The organism is Bacterioplanes sanyensis (genome assembly GCF_014652515.1).
GTDB classification, from domain to species: Bacteria; Pseudomonadota; Gammaproteobacteria; order Pseudomonadales; family Oceanobacteraceae; genus Bacterioplanes; species Bacterioplanes sanyensis.
Window position 1 is genome coordinate 86,419 of sequence record NZ_BMYY01000013.1, and the last position, 19,694, is coordinate 106,112.

The window sequence follows — 19,694 nt, forward strand, 5'->3', positions numbered from 1 at the left end:
TTCGGCCATACAGTTAAGGAATTTCTAAATACGCCCGCTCTAAATCGTCAGGTGTTTTAGCACCGATGGTTGGCTGATTCCTGGCTGTGCTTATTTAAACGTTGCAGTAACTCAGCGATGCGCTCTGTATTACGCAACTGAAAGCCCATCAAAGCACAGCCAAATGTGCGCTCGCCTATTACCAGAGGCTGCTGGCGCAACTCTGGCGCTTGTTTGAGCAACCATTGCGCCACACCGCGCTCCATCACAGCCGCTCGACCATTTCGTGTGGCATTAGGATTAGTCAATGCCAACAGCATTTTCAGCTCCGAGGTTTTATCCAAGCGCGCCACCTGGCCGCTATCGAACCAAGCTTGCAGCTGCGGGTAGGCGTAGCCCAGATGAGCGATAATTTCGTAGTTTTTTAACGCAACGTCGCTCTCTTTTGCAGGACGATGGCGCTGGTGATAGATCAAGACATCCCGCATTGGCAGCATCAACGCCGTCCATAAAAAATCATCTGGGTTCTCAATCCAATCCGGCGACTCCATACGGCCATCAATCACACCACGCTGTAGCAATCTGTGACTACGCAGCTCGGGTGCCAAAGTAAATACCAGCTCGATACCTGCTGCCGCCGCAGCAGCGCGCAGAGGGGCAATTAACGTCCCGTGCACACCAGTTTCGTCGCTAATCACATAAGGAGGATAGGCTGAATCTGGTACCGCCAGGCGCAATTGCTCAGGCTCTGCCAGTGCGCTAGCAGACCCAAGCATCAGTAACGCTAGCCATTTGCGTATGCCCATAGTGACACCTCAACTCAATCGGCTAAAGTGTAGCAGCTAGGCTTTTATCGGTTGGTGCGACATCGTATGAAGAAACGCTTTAATCATTGTCGCCGGGCAGTTAGATCTCTATGCTCTGCGCCCTAAAATGTCGCTGTAGAGATAAACCGGTGCCGCTGTTTGGCGGCGCCGCCCGCACTATGAATGTCATGTTTGAACCCTTTGCGCCCAACGCCCAATCCCAGCCTCTCGATTACCACATCGTCACCGCAGGCCGAGAGCACTTTGCCGCCATCGCCGAACTGATAGAACAACGTGAGGGCTATGCCATCGATCGTGCGCATTTGCGCCGTTTATTGCGAGCAGAAAATACCATTGCACTCGTCGCTATCGAACGGGATCGTGTGGTGGGCTATGGCAAAGCAACACAATTCTTGGGCGACGATTATTCGCCGCAAGGCTGGTATTTATCGGGTTTGATTGTCGACCCGGCTTATCGACGTGGTGGCATTGCCCGCGCATTAACCGCGCAGCGGTTACAGCAATTGGCACAACACACCCACACGGTTTATTACTTTGCTAACGTCAATAACCACACGTCTATTGCGCTGCATGAAGAGTTTGGTTTTGAGTTAATCGACAATGATTTTGCTTTTCCTGACGTCATCTTTAATAACGGCCACGGCCAGTTATTTAAGCTCGACCTTTAACAGCATTCGTTCGCCCGTTCTCAATTAGCGGCGGCTGGCGTCGAAGCATTACTCGGCAACGGTCAGCCAACGCCGCCCTTCCGCCAGAGTTTGTTGCAACAACGGCCATTCGATTAACGACTTTTGATAGTTCGCCGCCATGCCATTGAGCTGAATCCCATAGGACTCGAGCCGATAGGCGGTGATGGCGAACATGGTATCGACGGCACCCGGTTTGGCAAACATAAAGCGTCCTTTGGCACGAGCAAAAATGCGCTCTAGGCGCTGCAACTCATCACTGAGCTCCATTGGCCGCTGAGTCATAGGTGCCACCGGTTTTACCGAAAAACCGCAATGGGCGCGCAAATTGTTAAAGCCGGCATGCACTTCTGCGCATAGGCTGCGCGCCAGTGCACGCTCGCTGGTGGATTCGGGATACAGCGCACCGTCAAAGCGTTCGTTTAAGTATTCGATAATGGCCAGGGAATCGTGAATGGCGCCGTGCTCGGTTTTTAGCACCGGCACCAAGCCCGATTGGGATTGGCGCATCACCCGCGATACGTGCCCTGGCGCTGCCAGGTTTATGACTTCCAGTTGCACAGGCTGTTTGAGCAATTGGAAACACATCCACACCCGCAATGACCAGGTGGATTCCGTGCCGGCGATCAGAGTCATTTCAGAGTGAGACATGCGTTAATTCCCCAAAGATGTGCGCTCTAGTGTCCTGAGTCAGAAATTCGCGTAGTTTCAGAGCGAATGGAAAGCGCTAGTACAAGGCGCTGTTTGCAGGAAATATCGGGATCTTTTCAAGAACAGCAACGCCGTAATGGGGCTTTCCATTCGTTCCCTTAGGGCGGGCCCTTCAAGCCCTCTGGCTTCGTTCTGCCTCTTGCCAATGGAACCACCATTGCCTGTGAGGCACACCTCGCCACAGAACTTGGATGGCTCGCTGAAAGCATGCGAACTTCTGACTCAGGACACCAGCATAGCTCAAAAGTACCAACTTGCGCTTAGCCTGCGCGATCGCAAGCATCATCTTGGCGAGGTAGGTATATTCAAAGCGCTGTGCCATCCGACTCAAATAAGGAGATTGTTATGCATTATTCGTTATCTTGCCTGTGCGGCCAAGCAGGCCTTAGCGTGAATACAGACATCAGCGACGTGGGTATTTGCCATTGCAGTATGTGTCGTCGTTGGAGTGGCAGCCCCATGATGGCCGTGCATGTTGGCACTGAAGTTGAAATTCGCGATGAGCAGGCCATCACTCGTTATGCATCATCAGAATGGGCAAACCGTGGTTTTTGCACACACTGCGGCACACATTTGTTTTACCAGCTGAATCACAATCAAGAATATATTGTGCCAGCGGGGTTATTCCCAGCGGATGTCGATTTCACCCTGACATCACAAATATATATCGATCACAAACCGCCGTATTATGAGTTTGCAAACGCCACCACCAAGATGACCGAGGCCGAGTTTCTCGCCAGTGCTGGCGTCGAAGTTTAAGCACAAAAAGAAAACCCCAGTGCGGGCAATGCCCGCACTGGGGTTAGTCGTTTACCAAGGCCAAAGCGACTGCCACCAGTCTTGTAGCCACTTCCACCAACGCTGCCAAGGCGATTGTGGCTCACGCTCATCCAGCAAAGTCACACTGGCCACCAAGCTTGCCTGACCATCACTGACGCTGAACTCGACTGTCAGCGGCAAAGCGTCCAACTGACTAGCCGTGAGTTCTACCTGCAGCTCACCTTGCGGCTGCAAAGTAATCCCCGGGTACTCAGCCAGCAACTCATAACTCAGGGCATCGCCATCGGCATCAATAAAGTATTGGCTTAAGTCGACTTGGTAGCGGGTATGCGTATTTTCAATGCCAACATCGCTGATCACAGCGCTTTGCTCCGGCGCCTGGTTGGCAGTTGCAAAGGTCAGGCCCACGACAATCGGATCGTGATCGGAAGAGCGGTAGGCATCGGCGGCGGCATAATTATCCACCGAGTCATAGCGCTGACCATTGGCTTCGGTTAAATAATCCATAATCGGCGCTTCAACCGAGTTGATGTGCCAAGCATCCACGCTGACCACATGCTCTAATAAATCTGCCGATACCAGCGCATGATCCAAACTGCCTAAAAAGCCGCTAAAGCTGTAAGAAAACGGTTTTGCTTCGCTGCTTTTATCCGTGTATTTCAAGTTGGTGAAACCGTCTTGATAAAACACCTGCATCGGATCTTCTTGGCTGTAGGCGTTTAAGTCGCCCAAAATCAAGGTTGCTTGCGACTCTACTCCCGTCGGCTGAGTGGCCAAAAACTCCACCAGTGCTTGTGCCGCCTTGGTGCGCGTCAGGTTGCAGTTGCCAACGCCATGTTCGCCTTCATTGGGTTCATTACAGGCCGAGCCTTTGGATTTTAAGTGGTTCACCGACACGGTAAATACCGAGTCGCGGTAGCGGAACGACTGAATCAAAGACGGGCGGTTTTTATCATCGATAAACAGGGGCTCACCCTGCTCATCCAAAGGCGAGTTGCTGCTGTCTAAAATAACGCTGCCACCTTCCAGACTCACTTTCGCTGGGCGATACAACAACCCCACGGCAATGGCATCGTCGCCAATCCGGCTACGCCCTGGATTCACGTAGGCATATTCATCGCCCGCCGCTTGCACGGCATTCAGTGCATTTACCAGCTCGGCAATGGCACTGCGACTGTCGTAGCCGTCGTTTTCTATTTCCATCAGGCCGACAATATCGGCATCCATTGCCTGCAAGGCAGAGACAATTTTGGCGGTTTGCATCGCTAACGCCGCTGCCGTCGGTGCACCGCGCTCAGTCGGAAAACCACCGCCTTGGCCATCGCCATTAAAGAAGTTCAGCACATTCATGCCGGCAATCACCAGCTCAGCGTCTAACGCCACTTCTGGCGCCGTCGTGCGCTCTGCCACCGGGTCAATGATGATCTGCTCGGGAATGACACTGTAATGATTGCGGTATTCATGCAACACACCGGTGAGCGTCGGTACCCGATAACCAATGCGCATTGGGTTGCTGGCAGCAAAGCCAGATTCATCTGGGAAGGGAATAAATTCAGGATACGGGCTGGAGACGCCGTCATCGACCAACAACACATCCAGCGGTCTTGCTGCGGCCAATGCCTGAGCTTGACTGCTGCCTGGCAATGCCACCTCGGTTGGCTGGTAATGCAATTGCGACGACAGCACAAACTGGCCGTAATTACCAAAACCGTAACCCGTGCCAAATAAGTCACTCACCACCAGGTTTTGCTGGCTGTGAATGCGCATGCCTTCAAGCGCTTCCCAAACATTGAGATCGGCGACCGGCAAAGTCACCGCCACCGGCGCTGGCAATGCTTGGTTGCTGGCACACACTTTAATGTCAGTGACATTTTTCAGCTGCGTGATTTGGTTATATTCATCGACTTGTGCCACTAAGCGCACACGATCGCCCACGCTAACCTCGGAGCGATAGTCGTAAACAAACACACCCTCGGAGGTGTGTGGATCGTTGTCGTATTCGCTTTCAGCCTGCTGCAGCCAATAGCCGCTGTATTGATAAGAGCTGTCGCCATTGGCCAGGGTGCCACCCTGCAGATCTGTGGTGACAATCGCTTCGACCACCACGGTTTGGCCGCGCAATGGGCTGGCGTCGTTATCGGCGTCGTCCATGCGCCCCTGAATTGCGCTGATGAGTTGATACTGATTATGTGAAACGTCGCCACAAGCACCCAGGCCCACATCTGGGTCAGGATCAACCGTGCCGCAATGATTGTCTGCCCCAGGCGTTGGCACGGCCTGCTGATAACCCTCGGTATTGCGCGCCACGCCTGCGCCACAGCGCTGATTGGAATGGCTATCTTTATCGCCATTAGCGTCTTCATTGATCTGGCCTTGACCCGCGTTTAACAGCACCAGCAAGTCAGTGGCATCGGCATCGTTGGTGTCATATACCAACGCATCGACCACAGCGTTGGCATCCACGCCGGTATTATTCGGAAAGTCCGTCGCAGGACGCTGATAAAGCGCTACCGCATCCGCACCGTTTTGAATCAAGTTGGTGTTGACGCCGATATCAACATCGCAATTGGCAACGGCGCTGGTATCACCACACAGCACCAAATAGCCCTCGGCATTGGTTTGATAATTACTCAAATCAACGCTGAGATAGCTTTTGGCGCCACTGCCGTTGAACAACACCAGGCTGTAACCAGCCAACGATTGCTGGCCCAGGCCACCGTCATACAGTTCGATAAATTCGCTGCTGTCGGTGCCGCTTTGATCGGCATCGACTTCATTAATGATGAACTGCGCCTGCGCACTGCTGGCCATCAGCAGCGCCAGGCTAAGCGTTATTTTTTGCATCTTGGTTCCCTGCATGAAAAGAAAGTCGGCAGGGTGACGGCGAAGTGTGTCAATTTTAAGTCGCTATTTTCCTAGGCGAGAAAAACAAACGCTAAGCATTAGACTGTTTAGGCCAACGCTATCAATAGGCCTAAAAAAAGCGCCTAGCAATAGGCGCTTTTTTATTCCGGGGCAGGCTTTATTGCTGGTCAATTAAGCGCTGAACGTTGGCAGGAATTTCACCCACCCCCCATTTTTCGTAAATGGCTTGCAGCTTGCCTGACTTCACCATTTCTGGAATGCGGCGGTTGTATACCTTGATTAAATGATCGGAGATATCCGTATCAGCAAACCCCACATACACATCCGTGCCTTCTGGCATGTCGTGCATTTCAAAGTTTTCAATGCCGTAACCCGCTTCTTGCAGTGCCATGGCAATTTCATCCCACTCATCGATTAAGATATCGAGACTGCCATCCATCAACAGCGCCACACCGTCGGCAGTATCGCGGAACTCGCGCAGGGTAAAGTCGCGCTTGTCTTCATCGATCAGCTCGTAATCTTTGATCCAACCGACGGTGCGATTGGTGAAGGTGTCATAGCCGTTCCATTGATAGCCTTTATTGATCGGATACAAGACCGCCAAGCGCTCAACATCAATGGCATAATCAGGAAAGCGCAACGGCTCTTCTGTGTCGCGATATTCACCAATAATGCCGTTATAGACCGAATATTTGGTAACCATTTTCATCGCCCGATTCCAAGGCACAGTGGCCGGCTTTAAACGAATACCGGCAGGCTGGTAAATCTCACGTAGCAGGTCCCAATAGAGCCCTGTGCCATCCCTGTTAGAAAACTCTGGCCATTCCGGGGCCACGAGGTTGACCACTTTAATGTGCTTGGCGGTAAATTCTGCCGTTGGCGCTTCACTGGCAGCAGTGCTTGCCAGCAGCAAGCTGGCCAATAACATTAGGATGCGCATAGGGGTCTCCGGTTGAGGCGCGCCTTGCGCGCCCGTTAATTTAAGGTAGCTTATAAAGACAGTTGCTTAGCAGCACGCTGGCCAGAGCGAATGGCACCTTCCAGATAGCCGACGTAGCGATCCGCAGTGTGCTCACCCGCCCAAATCAAACGCCCTTGTGGCTGGCGCCAAGCCTGCCAAAAACGCGTCACATCGCCTGGCCCGTAAGCGCTGTAACCGCCTTGCTGCCATGGCTGACGCAGCCAAGCTTGGGTTTCGGCACGCAAAAACAGCGCATCGGCACCTGGGTAAACCTGCGCTACTTGCTCGCGCGCAGCCGCAATTAACTCAGCGTCGGTTTTATAGCGATCGCCGTCGGCAAAGCGGCCGGAAGTATACACAGTTAAAATACCGGCTTCGCCCTGCTGCTGATCAGTGGCTTCCCAAGTCCAACCTAAGGGCAAATCTGCCACGGTATCGCCGTTAAGCTCGGCATCTAGCCAGAAGCGCTTGCTGTATTGCAACATCACCTTGGTATGGCTGCCATAACCCAATGCGGCAGCATTGCTCAGCGGCGCCGACAGCTGCGGCACAAAGCGGATCTGACTCAGCACCTTGGCGGGCACAGTGACCACAGCGTAATCCGCGTGAAACGCTTTGCCAGCCGCGATGACATCAACGCCCTTATCGGTGTGACGAATCTCGGTGACGGCATGATTCAGCAATACCGGTTTTTTTAAGCCTGCGGCCAGCGCTTTCGGCAGTTTGATATTACCGCCAGCGATGCGATAAATTTCGATTTGATCGTCGTCCACGCCTTCATAAACTTTGGCTTGATGCGCCAAGAACAGCAGTGACATTTGCGTCGGTTCGGCATACTCGCCACGAATGTGGTGCTCGGCCAATGTGCGTGCTTTGGGCGCTAGGTTTAAGCCATCCAGCCATTGCGCTACCGACTGTTGGTCCAGCTGTTTGGCATTGGGTGCTTGATCCAGTTGTGCCGGGTTAGGTACCAGCTTTGCCAATGCTTCTAGCTCTTCCCAGAAACGATCGTAGTCAGCCATGGCTTTGGCGCCGATCAGCACTTCCAGCTCTGACTCAGGCACGCGCTTGCCATCGATAAAGTACGCTGTGTCATAGTCGTAGCCCACTTCTTCGAAATCGAGTTTGAACTTTTGCGCATAGGCATGCACTTGGGTGTGTACCTCAATGCCATCCAATAACTCGCCCCCCGCTTCGGCGTACTGGCCTTGCTCAAAGACGTTATAAAGCGTGTGCACACGGCCACCAATGCGCTGCTGCGCTTCCAGCACGGTGACATCCACACCTTGCTGCTCTAACTCATACGCCGCCGTCAGGCCGGCCAAGCCAGCACCCACCACAATGGCCGACGGCTTTTCATCCGCCTGTACCACACAGCTCAAACAGGCAGAGAGCAAAATACCCAGTTTCTTCATGATCGTTTCTTCTTGTTAATGCATTTAGTGAGTTCGCAAAGCTATCGAACCCGGACTACAACGAAAACGCCCAAATAAGAAAAACTCTCAGAACCTAGAGGCAGCAGCGCCAAATCAATAGATAAAATACGACGATTTATACCCAATGACGGCAAATATCCGCTACTGATAGGCCATTAACTATACCGAACTCACACCTTTGGCTGAACTGAGTAGACATAAATGACGCCTACTTCGTTAGCAGACTGTTAGCCAACGCAGGCAAAGCTTCAGTAGTAAACAACTGCTCAAACGTACAAAAGAACCGGTGTTTCAGGCATCATGCGCGACTTTATTGATACAGGAAATACTATGGAACTTGCTCCTGAGATTCTGTTACTGCTGGCGCTGGTCGCGCTAGTAGCCGGATTTATTGATGCCGTTGCCGGTGGCGGCGGCCTGCTGACGATTCCGGCACTGATGCTGGCGGGCGTGCCGCCGGTCGCTGCGCTGGCAACCAATAAGTTACAAGCCTGTTTTGGTAGTTTTTCTGCCACACGCTTTTTTGTACGCGAGGGCTTAGTTTCTGTGCCCAAACAATGGCCCGCCATCACATGCGCTGCCATCGGTGCCGCCGTGGGTGCTTGGCTGATTCAACAAATTAATAGCGATTGGCTGATGACTGCCATGCCCATCGCTTTGATGCTGATTGCTGTGTATTTAATTCTGGCGCCGCAAGCAGGCACCACCGACCAAGCGCCACGCATGAGTCGCCGCAGCTTTAATGCCAGCGTGGTCACTGGCGTGGGCCTTTATGACGGTGCCTTTGGCCCGGGTACCGGTACCTTTTTTACTCTGGGCCATACCGTCGGTCGAGGCCTGAGCTTGGTCAATGCCACCGCGCACGCCAAGCTGCTGAATTTCACCACCAACATTGTGTCGCTGATGGTGTTTATTATTGGCGGCCATATTTTATGGGTGGTGGGCTTGAGCATGGCCCTAGGTCAGGCCGTTGGTGCGCGCTTAGGCGCAGCAACGGCGATGAAGCAGGGTGCCGGATTTATTCGCTGGATGACGGTGGCTGTGTGTATCGCCATCAGTGTGAGCCTGCTCCTTAAAGACGGCTAATGCGCTCAAACCCGCACGACCTGCTCTTGCCCTTGGGCCAGCAGAATAATCTCGCCATTATTTTGCTGTAGAGCCATAGTGGCCTGTGCTGTTAAACCTAAATACGCACCGCGAATGACCCGCCCCATCATTTGATGGCTCACAGCTACGATTATTTGGTTGGCATCGAGTGTTGCGAGCCATTGGCGGGCACGCTCAAAGGCCATAGCGTAGCTTTCACCACCCGGCACAACGTAATTCCAATTATCGGCCTGGCGCGCGGCCCATTCATGTGGGTGCAGCTGCTGTACCTGGGTAGAGGTCAATCCTTCCCACTCGCCATAACCATATTCTTTTATCAGTGGCTGTGGCTGTGGCTTGGCATTCAACGCTGCGGCAAAAAACGCCGCCGTTTGGCGCGCCCGCCCCAATGGGCTGGTGATTAAAGACAGTGGCTGCGATGACACAAGCTCAGTGACCGCGCGCGCCGCATCCTGCGCCTGCTGCTCTCATAACGCTGTTAAAGGCGAGCTTTGCCAGCCTTGTAAGCGTTTACTTAGATTCCATTCGGTTTGCCCATGTCGTACTAGCACTATCATTTATTCCGTCTCGATTTGCCCATGTCTTACTAGCACTATCATTTATTCAGTCTCGATCGGTAACTCAGGATCACTGCCCCACTCAGCCCAAGAACCATCGTATAAAACCGGCTGATCGAAGCCGGCGATCACAGCGGCTAATAAAACAATGCAAGCTGTAATGCCAGAGCCACATGAAAACACCAGAGGTTTGGGCATATCTGGCAGCTGTCGAGCAAACAAAGCGCGCAACTGCGTTGCAGTTTTATAACGGTTGCCATCTAGGACGTTGGCAAAGGGAATATTGATAGAGCCTGGAATATGGCCAGAGCGCACACCTGGGCGTGGCTCCGGCGCTTTTCCTGCAAAGCGCTCCGCCGAGCGCACGTCGATGATGCAAGCGCCTGGTTGCTGCAATTGTGCCAGCAGTTGCTGACTATTAATGATATGGCTGGCGTTGTACTGAGCGCAGACATTGCCTGTAATGGGCGGGCTGGCGAGCTCAGCCACCACCTCGTGCCCTAGCGCCAGCCATTGCGGCAAGCCACCGTCTAATACAGCCACCTGCGCAACCCCCATGGTTTTAAAAATCCACCAAGCTCTGGGGGCGGAATAAATGCCCTGGTTGTCGTAAATCACCACCCGACTGTCACGATTAATCCCTAACCTTCGGGCAGCATCCGCAAAAATATCCGCCGTGGGAAAGGCATGCACCTGGGACGACGTTTGATCACAAAACTCTTGCTCAAGGTCCAAGACTTGAGCACCAGGAATATAAGCCGGCTGTTCATACACTATGGGCTCTCGGCCGATCACGGTTTGCATACTGGCATCCAGCAACACCAAATTTGGTTGCGATAAATGCTCGGCTAGCCATTGGCAATCAACCAAAGGAGAGGGAAAAGACACAGCAAAGACTCCTGTCAAACGATCGCGGCGCACCAGCTCTGTTAGCGTACACGAGGGCGCCACCCGATCTTGATAAAACTGCGGATATTAATAAAAACGAACAGCGCTATTTATACAGCTCCACACCATCCACCGTCATGCGCCAACCCTCGGCTGTCATTTGAGGCGGCTGACTCACCACAAAGGTGGTATCAAACGGCCCTATGCCGACGATAAAATCGTCGCCTTTAAAATGCTTTAGCGGTGCGTTAATGGTGGTGGTTGTAATGCCCTCGCGACGCCGATAAGACACCTTGCCATCTGCTTCTATGGTCAACTCCATCCCCTGACCTTGCCAGTGTCCGGCATAGTCGAGCTTATCCTGAGGCAACGGCTCACTGCAGGCCGTCAGCAATAACAGACTGCAAAGTACTAACAAGGGATTTATCGACATAGGCATAGCTCCGTTTAACAATGCATTCAACACTCGTAACAGTAGAGAACCTTTGAATAATTCGGTGCCCGCTCTGGGTCACCAGTGGGCTCCAGATCACCAAGCCGGCTTGCCGCTCTAGCAAGAGCTACAGCAAAAATCGGCGCCACAGAGCTGGAGTTTTCTGGCGCCCCCCTTAGGGCGCTTGATATTCACGACGCAGCAAGCCAAAACATTTCAGGTCATGAAATTGATCTTGCCAGTAACCGCACTCGCGGCGCAGACCTTCTTCTTTGAACCCTACCTTTTTTAGCACCGCCTCAGACTGAGTATTGCCCGGCACGGTATCGGCTTGAATGCGATTTAATGCGCAGTCGAATAGACCACCTACAAACGCTCGCTGCACCAGCTCATGCAGCGCCTCTGCAACCATGCCTTGGCCCCAATAATCAGGGCGCAAATCGTAGCCCACCGTCGCCGCTTGGGTGTGGGGATTCCATACATTAAAGCCACAAGTGCCAATCAGCTCACCCGTTGTTTGCAGTCGAATACCCCAGCGAATGCCAGCTTTGGCTTCAAACCTTGCGCGCATGCGCTCAATAAACTGCTGCGCTTGCTCGACATCGGTAAACACCGGCATATCGTAATAGGTCATCACTGACGGATTGGAGAAAAGCTGAAAAATACTGGCCGCATCCTGCTCTGTGAGCTGGCTCAGTGTCAGTCGTTGAGTTTGAAATTCGGGAAAATCCAAAATGCTTCCTTGTAGTTAAAGGTTTTGCGGTTAGATAAAAGCGCTGCCTGACAAGCAGATACTTGCCAGACAATACCAGAACGACGAACAACCTCTATAAGAACAATAACGTCGCCGAGCCAAGAAAAACAAAGAAGCCCACAACGTCGGTAACCGTGGTTAAAATCACCGAACCTGCCAGCGCCGGATCGATGCCAACCCGATTGAGAATAACGGGAATCACAATGCCACTGACAACGGCCACCAACATATTAACAACCAAGGCCAAAATAATAATGAAGGCCAACCAGCCGTTACCAAACCACCAGGCAGCCACGACCCCGACCACCGCCGCCCACAATACGGCATTGATCGCCGCCACCCGCAGCTCTTTGTTCGCCAGTGGTGTTAAGTTGGCCGCCGACAGCTGCCCGGTAGCCAGGCCACGAATGGTCAGAGTTAGGGTTTGACTGCCAGTAATGCCGCCCATGCTGGCGACAATGGGCATCAACACCGCCAGCGCCACCACCTGTACCAATACCGCCTCAAATAAACCGATCACAGCAGACGCTAAAAATGCGGTCGCCAAATTAATACCTAACCACACGGCCCGACGCCGCGCACTGATGGCCACGGGTGCAAACAGGTCTTCATCGCTGACGTTACCCATATGCGAGAGCTGCTCTTCGTAGTGCTCTTGCATCACATCCAACGAATCACGCAGCGAAAAACGCCCCAGCAAAATGCCCTGCTCATCCACCACCGGCAACATGCTCAAGCCCGATGCTTTGACGCGGTTGGAGGCGTCCAGCAAGCTTACGTTCGGTAAAATGCCCACTTCCGACATCATTACCTCACTGACGGCCACCTTGCGCGAAGCACTGAATAAAGCATCGAGGCTGGCCAAGCCTAAGTAGCGCTCTTGCTCATCCATCACCACCAGCACATCGGTATAAGGCGGCAACTGACGCTGTTTTAAATCCAAAAGCACATCCGCCACCAGGGTTTGCGGCAACACCGTTACCACATCATGGTTTACATAGCGGCCAAGCTGATCTTCGTGATAGCTCAGGGCATCTTTCACCGAGCTGCGCGCCTGCTTGGGTAGCTCTGAGATCACCTGGCGCGCCAGCTTTGACGGCAATTGCTCGTACAACACCAATAGCTGATCGGCACTGCTCAGTGCGAGCAGTTCATTGACCTCGTCACTGGCCAGCTCCGCCAGCAAATGTTTGCGAGCATCATCGCGCATGGCGCACAAAATGGCGGGTTGCGATGCTGGCAGCAGCGAGCGCCATAACAGTGGGCGGTACTCATGCGGCACCCCTTCCACCACATAGGCCCAGTCGTCGGCACTGAAGTCACGCGTTGCTAGCGGGTGTGCCAGCGCCTCTGGCGACATCAAGTTGTTGACCAACCAATCCAATACCTGATGGCGTTCTTTGATCGTCACCATAAATGTTTTCCTCTTCGCCGATCGCGGCTTACCTGCTATAACACCTACATTAGAATAAGCCAGACTTTGACCCAGGAAGAGCAATATGACCAGCAAAAACAGCCCTGTTACCCTCGCTGGCACTACGGTTCACCCGGGTGAAGTACGCAAGATCGAATTACCCGTTGTTAAGCTTTACACCGACACGCAAATGTCGATTCCGGTGCAGGTGCATTGCGGCAAGCAAGCCGGCCCCACCTTGTTTTTAAGTGCTGCGATTCATGGTGACGAGCTCAACGGCGTGGAAATTATTCAGCGCCTCATCAACAGCCGTGCCATGCAGAAAGTGCGCGGTACCGTACTGGCCGTGCCCATGGTGAACGTTTATGGGGTGCTCAACCAAACTCGCTATTTGCCCGACCGACGCGACTTAAATCGCTCCTTCCCTGGCTCGTCACGCGGTTCACTGGCCGCCCGCATGGCCGATTTATTTTTGCGCGAAATCGTGCAGCGCTGTGATTACGGCATCGATTTTCATACCGGCGCCATTCACCGCTCCAACTTGCCACAAATTCGCGCCGATTTAAGCGATGACGACACCAAGCGCTTGGCTTCTGCTTTTGGTGTGCCGGTGATTTTAAATGCCAATGTGCGCGACGGCTCGCTACGCCAATCCGCGGCCGAAGAAGGCGCCAAAGTGCTGCTGTATGAAGCTGGCGAAGCGTTACGCTTTGACGAGTTGGCCATTCGCGCTGGGGTGCGCGGTACGTTAAATGTGATGCGCGCCCTAGGGATGCTGCCGGCGTCGCGCCGCAAACCCTCGTATGAGCCCGTAGAGGCGCATTACAGTCGCTGGCTGCGTGCCACCGATTCCGGTTTTATTCGTCACCGCAAACAGCTCGGTGACCAAGTGGAACGGGGCGATATCTTGGCCGACATCGTCGACCCTTATGGCACCTTGTTAGACAGCATTATCACCAAGCAAGATGGCATCATCATCGGCAAGCAAAACATTCCACTGGTGCAAGAGGGCGAAGCTGTTTACCACATTGCTTGTTTTAGCCAACCGGATGAAGTGTCGGATAATTGGGAGCAATTCCAAGACGACCTGCTACCGGACACCGATTGAGCAATCGTTGACCAACATACGGCGGGTGGCTGTTTGGGCCGGGCAGAGCTGATACACTCAGCGCTTTTACTGTGGACCTTTCGCCACTATGCCGGACACTATTCCTACTGATTCGGTCGGGCTGGTAACACCGCAAACACAGCACTTTGATCAGCCACTGACGCTGCGTAGCGGGCGGGTGTTGCCCAGCTACGACCTGGTTTATGAAACCTATGGCGAACTCAACGCCGACCACTCCAATGCCATTTTGATATGTCATGCATTAAGCGGCAGTCATCATGCTGCCGGCTATCACAGCATGGACGACGACAAGCCGGGCTGGTGGGACAGCTGCATCGGCCCGGGCAAGCCCATTGATACGCGCGAGTTTTTTGTCGTCGCGGTGAATAATCTCGGTGGCTGCAACGGCTCCAGCGGCCCCACCAGCATTAACCCAGAAACCGGCGAAGTTTATGGCCCGGACTTTCCCATCGTCGCCGTGCGTGATTGGGTCAATAGTCAAGCGCGCTTGGCCGATGTGCTCGGTATCGAGCAATGGGCGGCGGTGGTGGGCGGCAGCTTAGGTGGCATGCAAGTATTGCGTTGGAGCATTCAGTTTCCGACACGCTTGCGCCATGCGGTGGTGATTGCCTCGGCACCCAGGTTGTCAGCGCAGAACATCGCCTTTAATGAAGTGGCGCGTCAGGCCATCGCCAAAGACCCGGATTTTCACGACGGCCATTACCTCAAGCACGGCACCATTCCCAAAGCCGGCTTAATGCAGGCCCGCATGCTGGGGCACCTGACCTATTTATCCGACGATGCCATGCGGCAGAAATTTGGCCGCGAGTTAAAAGAAGGCCGCCTCAACTACAGCTTTGCGCCAGAGTTTCAGGTCGAAAGCTATTTGCACCACCAGGGCGAAAAATTCTCCAACAGCTTTGATGCCAACACCTATATGTTGATGACCAAAGCACTGGATTATTTCGACCCAGCTGCCGACTACAATAACGATTTGGTCGCTTGCCTGGCGCAAACTCAGTGTCGGTTCTTGGTGGCTTCCTTTACCACCGATTGGCGCTTTCCGCCGGAGCGTTCGGAAGAAATCGTCAACGCCTTGGTGCATGCCGATAAAGACGTCACTTACGCCTGCATCGAATCGGAAAGTGGCCATGACGCCTTTTTACTACCGATTCCGCGCTATTTGGCGATTTTTAGTGCCTACATGCAGCGCGTCGCGCGGGAGGTCAATGTATGAATACCGCTTTGGAGTTACGCGACGACCTCAAGCTGCTGCAGCAGCATATTCGCCCAGGCAGCCAGATACTGGATCTTGGCTGTGGTGACGGCACCCTATTGCGCTACCTGCAACAGCATAAAAATGTGCGTGGCTATGGCTTGGAAATTGACCCGCATAAAATCACCGCCTGCATTGCCAATGGCGTCAATGTGATTGAGCAAAACCTGGATGACGGTCTGGATAACTTTACCGATCAAAGCATTGATACCGTCATCATGACGCAAGCGCTGCAAGCCGTGCGTCGGCCCGACCTGTTGCTGGAAGAAATGCTGCGCATTGGCAAAGAAGCGATTGTGACTTTTCCCAATTTTGGCTACTGGCGCACGCGCGGCTATTTAATGTTTAAAGGCCGGATGCCAATGTCCGAGACCTTGCCGTACAATTGGTACGACACACCCAACATTCACTTATGCACCTTTCGCGACTTTGAAATTTTGTGTCGCCAGCGCGGCATCCGCATTTTGCATAAGGCCGTGGTGGATGGGCAGCACAAACGCCATTGGGCCATTCGCTTGTGGCCATCCATGCTGGGTGAAATCGCCGTTTATCATATCAGCCGTTGAGGTAGTTCAGATGACACGCATGCTCCAGACCATTGCCAGCCTAGCCTTATTGGCCTTCGCCAGCCTGACACAGGCACAAAACCAAGGTGAGCAAAAGCAGGTGTTCGGCGACTATGAGGTGCATTACATCGGCCTAAACTCGACCTTTTTAACGCCAGAAACCGCCGCAGCGTACGGCATTACCCGCTCCAAAGCGTTAGGATTTGTCAGCATTTCGGTGCTGAAAAACGTCGCCGGTGAGCCACTGCCCGTCGCCATGACCGCCAGTGTCGAAGGCCAATTACGCAATTTAATTGGCCAGGCCAAAACCTTGACCTTTAACGAGGTTAAAGAGCGCAACGCGGTGTATTATCTCACCACCTTCCGCTTTGATGATGGCGACCTGTATCATGTCGATTTACAGGTCTCACCGGAAGACAGCAGCCAAACCTTCAACGTTAAATTTAGCCAGAAGTTCTACGAGGAAGAATGAGCCACAAGATCGTACTCGCCAGCGGCAACGCTGGAAAACTGCGCGAATTTGCTGCCATGTTCAGCCAGCACTTTGCTGACCAACAGGTAGAGCTCATCGCCCAAAACGAACTGCAGGTAACAGAGGCTGAGGAAACCGGCCTCAGCTTTGTTGAAAACGCCATTCTCAAAGCCCGCAATGCCGCCGCACAAACTGGCCTGCCCGCCTTGGCTGACGACTCCGGCTTGGAGGTCGATGCCCTGCACGGCGCGCCCGGTATTTACAGTGCGCGCTATGCCAGCGACGCCGATGGCTTTGGCAGCGGTGATGGCGCCAATAATGCCAAGTTATTACAGGCGCTAGAAAATGTGCCCGAACAGCAGCGCAGCGCGCGCTTTCAATGCGTATTGGTGTACATGCGTCACGCCAACGACCCAACACCGCAAGTGTTTCAGGGCAGCTGGGAAGGCCGCATTGCCCTGAGCGCCGATGGCAATGAGGGCTTTGGCTATGACCCTCTATTTTTCGTGCCCAGTGAGGGCTGCACTGCTGCCGCACTCACTAAGGCACGAAAAAATGAACTATCGCATCGCGGTCAGGCCCTACAAGAATTGCGACAGCGCTGGCAGGCATAAGGCCGGCGTATTTTTATATTTCCACGTACAACAGTGTGAGTAGTTATTTTGAACAGCTTTGAATTGTTAGAACAAAAAATCCGTCAGGCAGTTACCACCATTGAATCTTTGCGCCAAGACAACCAACAACTGCGCGAAGATTTAGAAGTCATGGAGCAGCTGCAACAAGAGCAGCAGCAAAGCCTGGAGCAAACCGAGCAGCAACTGCAACAACAGCAGCAGCAAAACCAGCAACTGAATGAGCAAAATCAGCAACTGCAACAGCAGCTGCAACAATTGCAAGAGAGCAACGCCGAGCTGGAGAAAAACAACACTCGACTGACCCACCAGCAGCACGAATGGCAAACCCGTGTGACCTCATTGCTGGATGCGTTAGAGCAAACCGGCGACAGCGAGCAGCGCCAAGCCTCCTAATGGCCATGACAGCGCTTGCCTTTCAATAACGACGCCAGTCAACGTGATGGAAAGGCAGGCGGCTTGCTCCACAATAAGCAAGCTCCCCGCTGCTTATCGCAGCTTTTTCGCCTAAGATACCTGCTCGGCCGTGTATCGGCTGCTCAGCATTTTCTCGTTGGATCGTCACATGCCGCTACCCCCGCTCAGTCTGTACATTCATGTGCCCTGGTGCATTCGCAAATGCCCCTATTGCGATTTCAACTCTCACGCCGCAGGCAGTGAGCTGCCCGAGCAGGCATACGTGCAAGCCTTACTAGCGGATTTGCAGCAGGATTTACCTTGGGTACAAGCGCGCCCAATACACAGCATTTTTTTTGGTGGCGGCACGCCGAGTTTGTTTTCAGCAAAGGCTTACCAGCAGTTATTTGAGGGCTTGCAGCGTGTGCTGACCTTGAGCGATGACTGTGAAATCACCCTAGAAGCCAACCCAGGTACGTTTGAAAGCAACAAGTTCGCTGCCTACAGAGCGCTTGGCATAAACCGCTTGTCGATGGGCATTCAAAGCTTTCAGCCTCAGCATTTAAAGCGCCTTGGCCGCGTGCACGACGGCGACGAAGCACGCCGTGCCATTGAAATCGCCCAACAAGCTGGCTTTGATAATTTTAACGTCGATTTAATGCACGGCTTACCAGAGCAAACCCTGGAGCAAGCTCAGGCTGACTTAGACATTGCACTCAGCTTTGCGCCGCCGCATCTGTCTTGGTATCAGCTGACCATCGAGCCCAATACCGAGTTTTATAAGCGCCCGCCACGGCTACCAGAAGACGATGCACTGTGGGACATTCAAGAAATGGGCTTTGCACGCCTAGCAAAAGCCGGCTTTGAACACTACGAAATTTCCGCCTTTGCACAGCACGGAAAAGCCGCACGCCATAACCTCAATTATTGGCAATTTGGCGATTATTTAGGCATTGGCGCTGGTGCTCATGGCAAGATCACTTTGGCCTCAGGCGAGATTATTCGCAGCCAAAAAACCCGCTTGCCACGCGATTATTTAAACCCAGACAAAGCGTTTTTAAGCGCCGAACAGCGCATCGAGCGTGATGACGCCGGCTTGGAGTGCTTAATGAATGCCTTGCGTTTACGCCAAGGCATCAGCGCACAAGATTTTACTGACCGCACCGGTTTGTCACTGGATGCCGTGGCTCAACCGCTCAAGCTAGCCCAGCAAAAAGGCCTGCTTGAGGTAAACGAACGCATCTATGCCACCGAGCGCGGCCAGCAGTACTTAAACGAACTGCTGGCGCTGTTTTTGACTGATTAGTTTTTCCTTCGCCAGCCTTTAACGCTGCAATAATGAAAACAGCGAATGGCCGGCACTTTGTTGTAGGTTGGCGCCAAAATACTCGTCGTAGCTCAGCAAATATTCGGTGCCTGCCGCCAGCCCCATGCGATAGCCCTGATGCAGGCGATCAATGTTCATGGTCAAGCGGCCAACCGCAAATTGTGGCGGCGGCGCAATCACGCGAATGCGACAATCTTCGGGTGGCTGGTCGATAAACTCCAGGCTGCCGTTGTAGTCGTCGGCGCGCAGCATCATGGCCGATAGCAATTGTGCTTCGTCGCCAAAACGCTGTTGCATGCGCTGCTGCAGCCCGTCCAGCATGGCTTGCGGGTATTGGCGTTTGCGATAGCCACGCGGCCGAGACAGCACCACGGTAATGTCACGCGCGCCCATGTCATAAGCGTGTTTGACCGGAATCGAGTCGGCAACGCCGCCATCCACATAGGGCTCACCGTCTAGGGCACCTCTGAAAAATACCCCAAAATAGGCGATAATCCATCTTCCAGTTAGCAAGGGCAG

Annotated in this window: 20 protein-coding genes and 1 pseudogene; 10 read left to right on the top strand and 11 right to left on the bottom strand. The window is 53.4% G+C overall.

The annotated features are described in order from the left end of the window. Window positions 1-56 precede the first annotated feature (56 nt). Entirely contained in the window at window positions 57-785 is a 729-nt protein-coding gene (locus IE090_RS15440; protein ID WP_189389731.1) for a transporter substrate-binding domain-containing protein, read from the bottom strand. 188 nt (window positions 786-973) lie between these two features. Between IE090_RS15440 and IE090_RS15445 the strand changes: the two genes are divergently transcribed. Beyond that, window positions 974-1,474, top strand: coding sequence for a GNAT family N-acetyltransferase (locus tag IE090_RS15445; protein WP_189389732.1), 501 nt, complete (start codon window positions 974-976; stop codon window positions 1,472-1,474). Between the two features lie 48 nt (window positions 1,475-1,522). On the opposite strand, the gene IE090_RS15450 is transcribed toward IE090_RS15445, so the two are convergent. After that, window positions 1,523-2,143 carry a glutathione S-transferase N-terminal domain-containing protein gene (locus IE090_RS15450; protein WP_229815794.1) on the bottom strand — a complete coding sequence of 207 codons (621 nt, stop codon included), beginning with the start codon at window positions 2,141-2,143 and terminating at the stop codon, window positions 1,523-1,525. Between the two features lie 405 nt (window positions 2,144-2,548). Between IE090_RS15450 and IE090_RS15455 the strand changes: the two genes are divergently transcribed. Beyond that, window positions 2,549-2,962, top strand: a complete 414-nt coding sequence (locus IE090_RS15455; RefSeq protein WP_189389733.1) for a GFA family protein — start codon at window positions 2,549-2,551, stop codon at window positions 2,960-2,962. A gap of 51 nt (window positions 2,963-3,013) precedes the next feature. Here the strand turns inward: IE090_RS15455 and IE090_RS15460 are convergent, their stop codons facing one another. The 3 genes from IE090_RS15460 to IE090_RS15470 form a co-directional block, all read right to left on the bottom strand. Beyond that, window positions 3,014-5,827 carry an ExeM/NucH family extracellular endonuclease gene (locus tag IE090_RS15460; RefSeq protein ID WP_189389734.1) on the bottom strand — a complete coding sequence of 938 codons (2,814 nt, stop codon included), beginning with the start codon at window positions 5,825-5,827 and terminating at the stop codon, window positions 3,014-3,016. A gap of 178 nt (window positions 5,828-6,005) precedes the next feature. Next, window positions 6,006-6,788 (bottom strand): substrate-binding periplasmic protein, encoded by a 783-nt coding sequence (locus IE090_RS15465; protein WP_189389735.1) that lies wholly within the window; start codon window positions 6,786-6,788, stop codon window positions 6,006-6,008. A gap of 50 nt (window positions 6,789-6,838) precedes the next feature. Further along, window positions 6,839-8,224: a flavin monoamine oxidase family protein gene (locus tag IE090_RS15470; RefSeq protein ID WP_189389736.1), complete on the bottom strand. Its 1,386-nt coding sequence runs from the start codon at window positions 8,222-8,224 to the stop codon at window positions 6,839-6,841. A 351-nt stretch (window positions 8,225-8,575) separates the two neighbouring features. Here IE090_RS15470 and IE090_RS15475 point away from each other — a divergent pair, with 351 nt between their 5' ends. Then, the gene (locus tag IE090_RS15475; protein WP_189389738.1) at window positions 8,576-9,331 is read left to right on the top strand and encodes a TSUP family transporter; all 756 of its coding nucleotides are present in this window, start codon (window positions 8,576-8,578) and stop codon (window positions 9,329-9,331) included. 5 nt (window positions 9,332-9,336) lie between these two features. Here the strand turns inward: IE090_RS15475 and IE090_RS15480 are convergent. The 5 genes and pseudogenes from IE090_RS15480 to IE090_RS15505 form a co-directional block, all read right to left on the bottom strand. Then, window positions 9,337-9,909: pseudogene (locus IE090_RS15480) on the bottom strand (histidine phosphatase family protein). A 42-nt stretch (window positions 9,910-9,951) separates the two neighbouring features. Beyond that, window positions 9,952-10,797 carry a sulfurtransferase gene (locus IE090_RS15490; RefSeq protein ID WP_229815795.1) on the bottom strand — a complete coding sequence of 282 codons (846 nt, stop codon included), beginning with the start codon at window positions 10,795-10,797 and terminating at the stop codon, window positions 9,952-9,954. Window positions 10,798-10,903: 106 nt separating this feature from the next. Continuing rightward, entirely contained in the window at window positions 10,904-11,230 is a 327-nt protein-coding gene (locus IE090_RS15495; RefSeq protein WP_189389743.1) for a hypothetical protein, read from the bottom strand. A gap of 175 nt (window positions 11,231-11,405) precedes the next feature. After that, complete coding sequence (locus IE090_RS15500; protein WP_189389745.1) at window positions 11,406-11,963, bottom strand: GNAT family N-acetyltransferase; 558 nt, start codon at window positions 11,961-11,963, stop codon at window positions 11,406-11,408. 94 nt (window positions 11,964-12,057) lie between these two features. Continuing rightward, complete coding sequence (locus IE090_RS15505) at window positions 12,058-13,398, bottom strand: magnesium transporter (protein WP_189389747.1); 1,341 nt, start codon at window positions 13,396-13,398, stop codon at window positions 12,058-12,060. A gap of 85 nt (window positions 13,399-13,483) precedes the next feature. Between IE090_RS15505 and IE090_RS15510 the strand changes: the two genes are divergently transcribed. The 7 genes from IE090_RS15510 (at window position 13,484) to hemW (ending at window position 19,154) form a co-directional block, all read left to right on the top strand. Beyond that, window positions 13,484-14,506, top strand: coding sequence for a succinylglutamate desuccinylase/aspartoacylase family protein (locus IE090_RS15510; protein ID WP_189389750.1), 1,023 nt, complete (start codon window positions 13,484-13,486; stop codon window positions 14,504-14,506). 88 nt (window positions 14,507-14,594) lie between these two features. After that, window positions 14,595-15,743, top strand: a complete 1,149-nt coding sequence (gene metX, locus IE090_RS15515; RefSeq protein ID WP_189389752.1) for a homoserine O-succinyltransferase MetX — start codon at window positions 14,595-14,597, stop codon at window positions 15,741-15,743. Beyond that, on the top strand, window positions 15,740-16,348 hold the full coding sequence (gene metW, locus IE090_RS15520; protein WP_189389754.1) for a methionine biosynthesis protein MetW: 609 nt from the start codon (window positions 15,740-15,742) through the stop codon (window positions 16,346-16,348). The genes metX and metW overlap by 4 nt, the downstream gene beginning before the upstream one ends. A gap of 10 nt (window positions 16,349-16,358) precedes the next feature. Continuing rightward, window positions 16,359-16,820, top strand: a complete 462-nt coding sequence (locus tag IE090_RS15525; RefSeq protein WP_189389756.1) for a DUF4426 domain-containing protein — start codon at window positions 16,359-16,361, stop codon at window positions 16,818-16,820. Then, window positions 16,817-17,434: an RdgB/HAM1 family non-canonical purine NTP pyrophosphatase gene (rdgB, locus tag IE090_RS15530; protein WP_189389759.1), complete on the top strand. Its 618-nt coding sequence runs from the start codon at window positions 16,817-16,819 to the stop codon at window positions 17,432-17,434. Before IE090_RS15525 ends, rdgB begins: the two co-directional genes overlap by 4 nt. A gap of 48 nt (window positions 17,435-17,482) precedes the next feature. Next, window positions 17,483-17,848, top strand: a complete 366-nt coding sequence (locus IE090_RS15535; RefSeq protein ID WP_189389761.1) for a hypothetical protein — start codon at window positions 17,483-17,485, stop codon at window positions 17,846-17,848. Between the two features lie 169 nt (window positions 17,849-18,017). Further along, entirely contained in the window at window positions 18,018-19,154 is a 1,137-nt protein-coding gene (hemW, locus tag IE090_RS15540) for a radical SAM family heme chaperone HemW (RefSeq protein ID WP_189389763.1), read from the top strand. Between the two features lie 18 nt (window positions 19,155-19,172). Here the strand turns inward: hemW and IE090_RS15545 are convergent. After that, the coding region (locus IE090_RS15545; RefSeq protein ID WP_229815796.1) for a DUF6363 domain-containing protein at window positions 19,173-19,694 on the bottom strand (522 nt) is incomplete at its 5' end.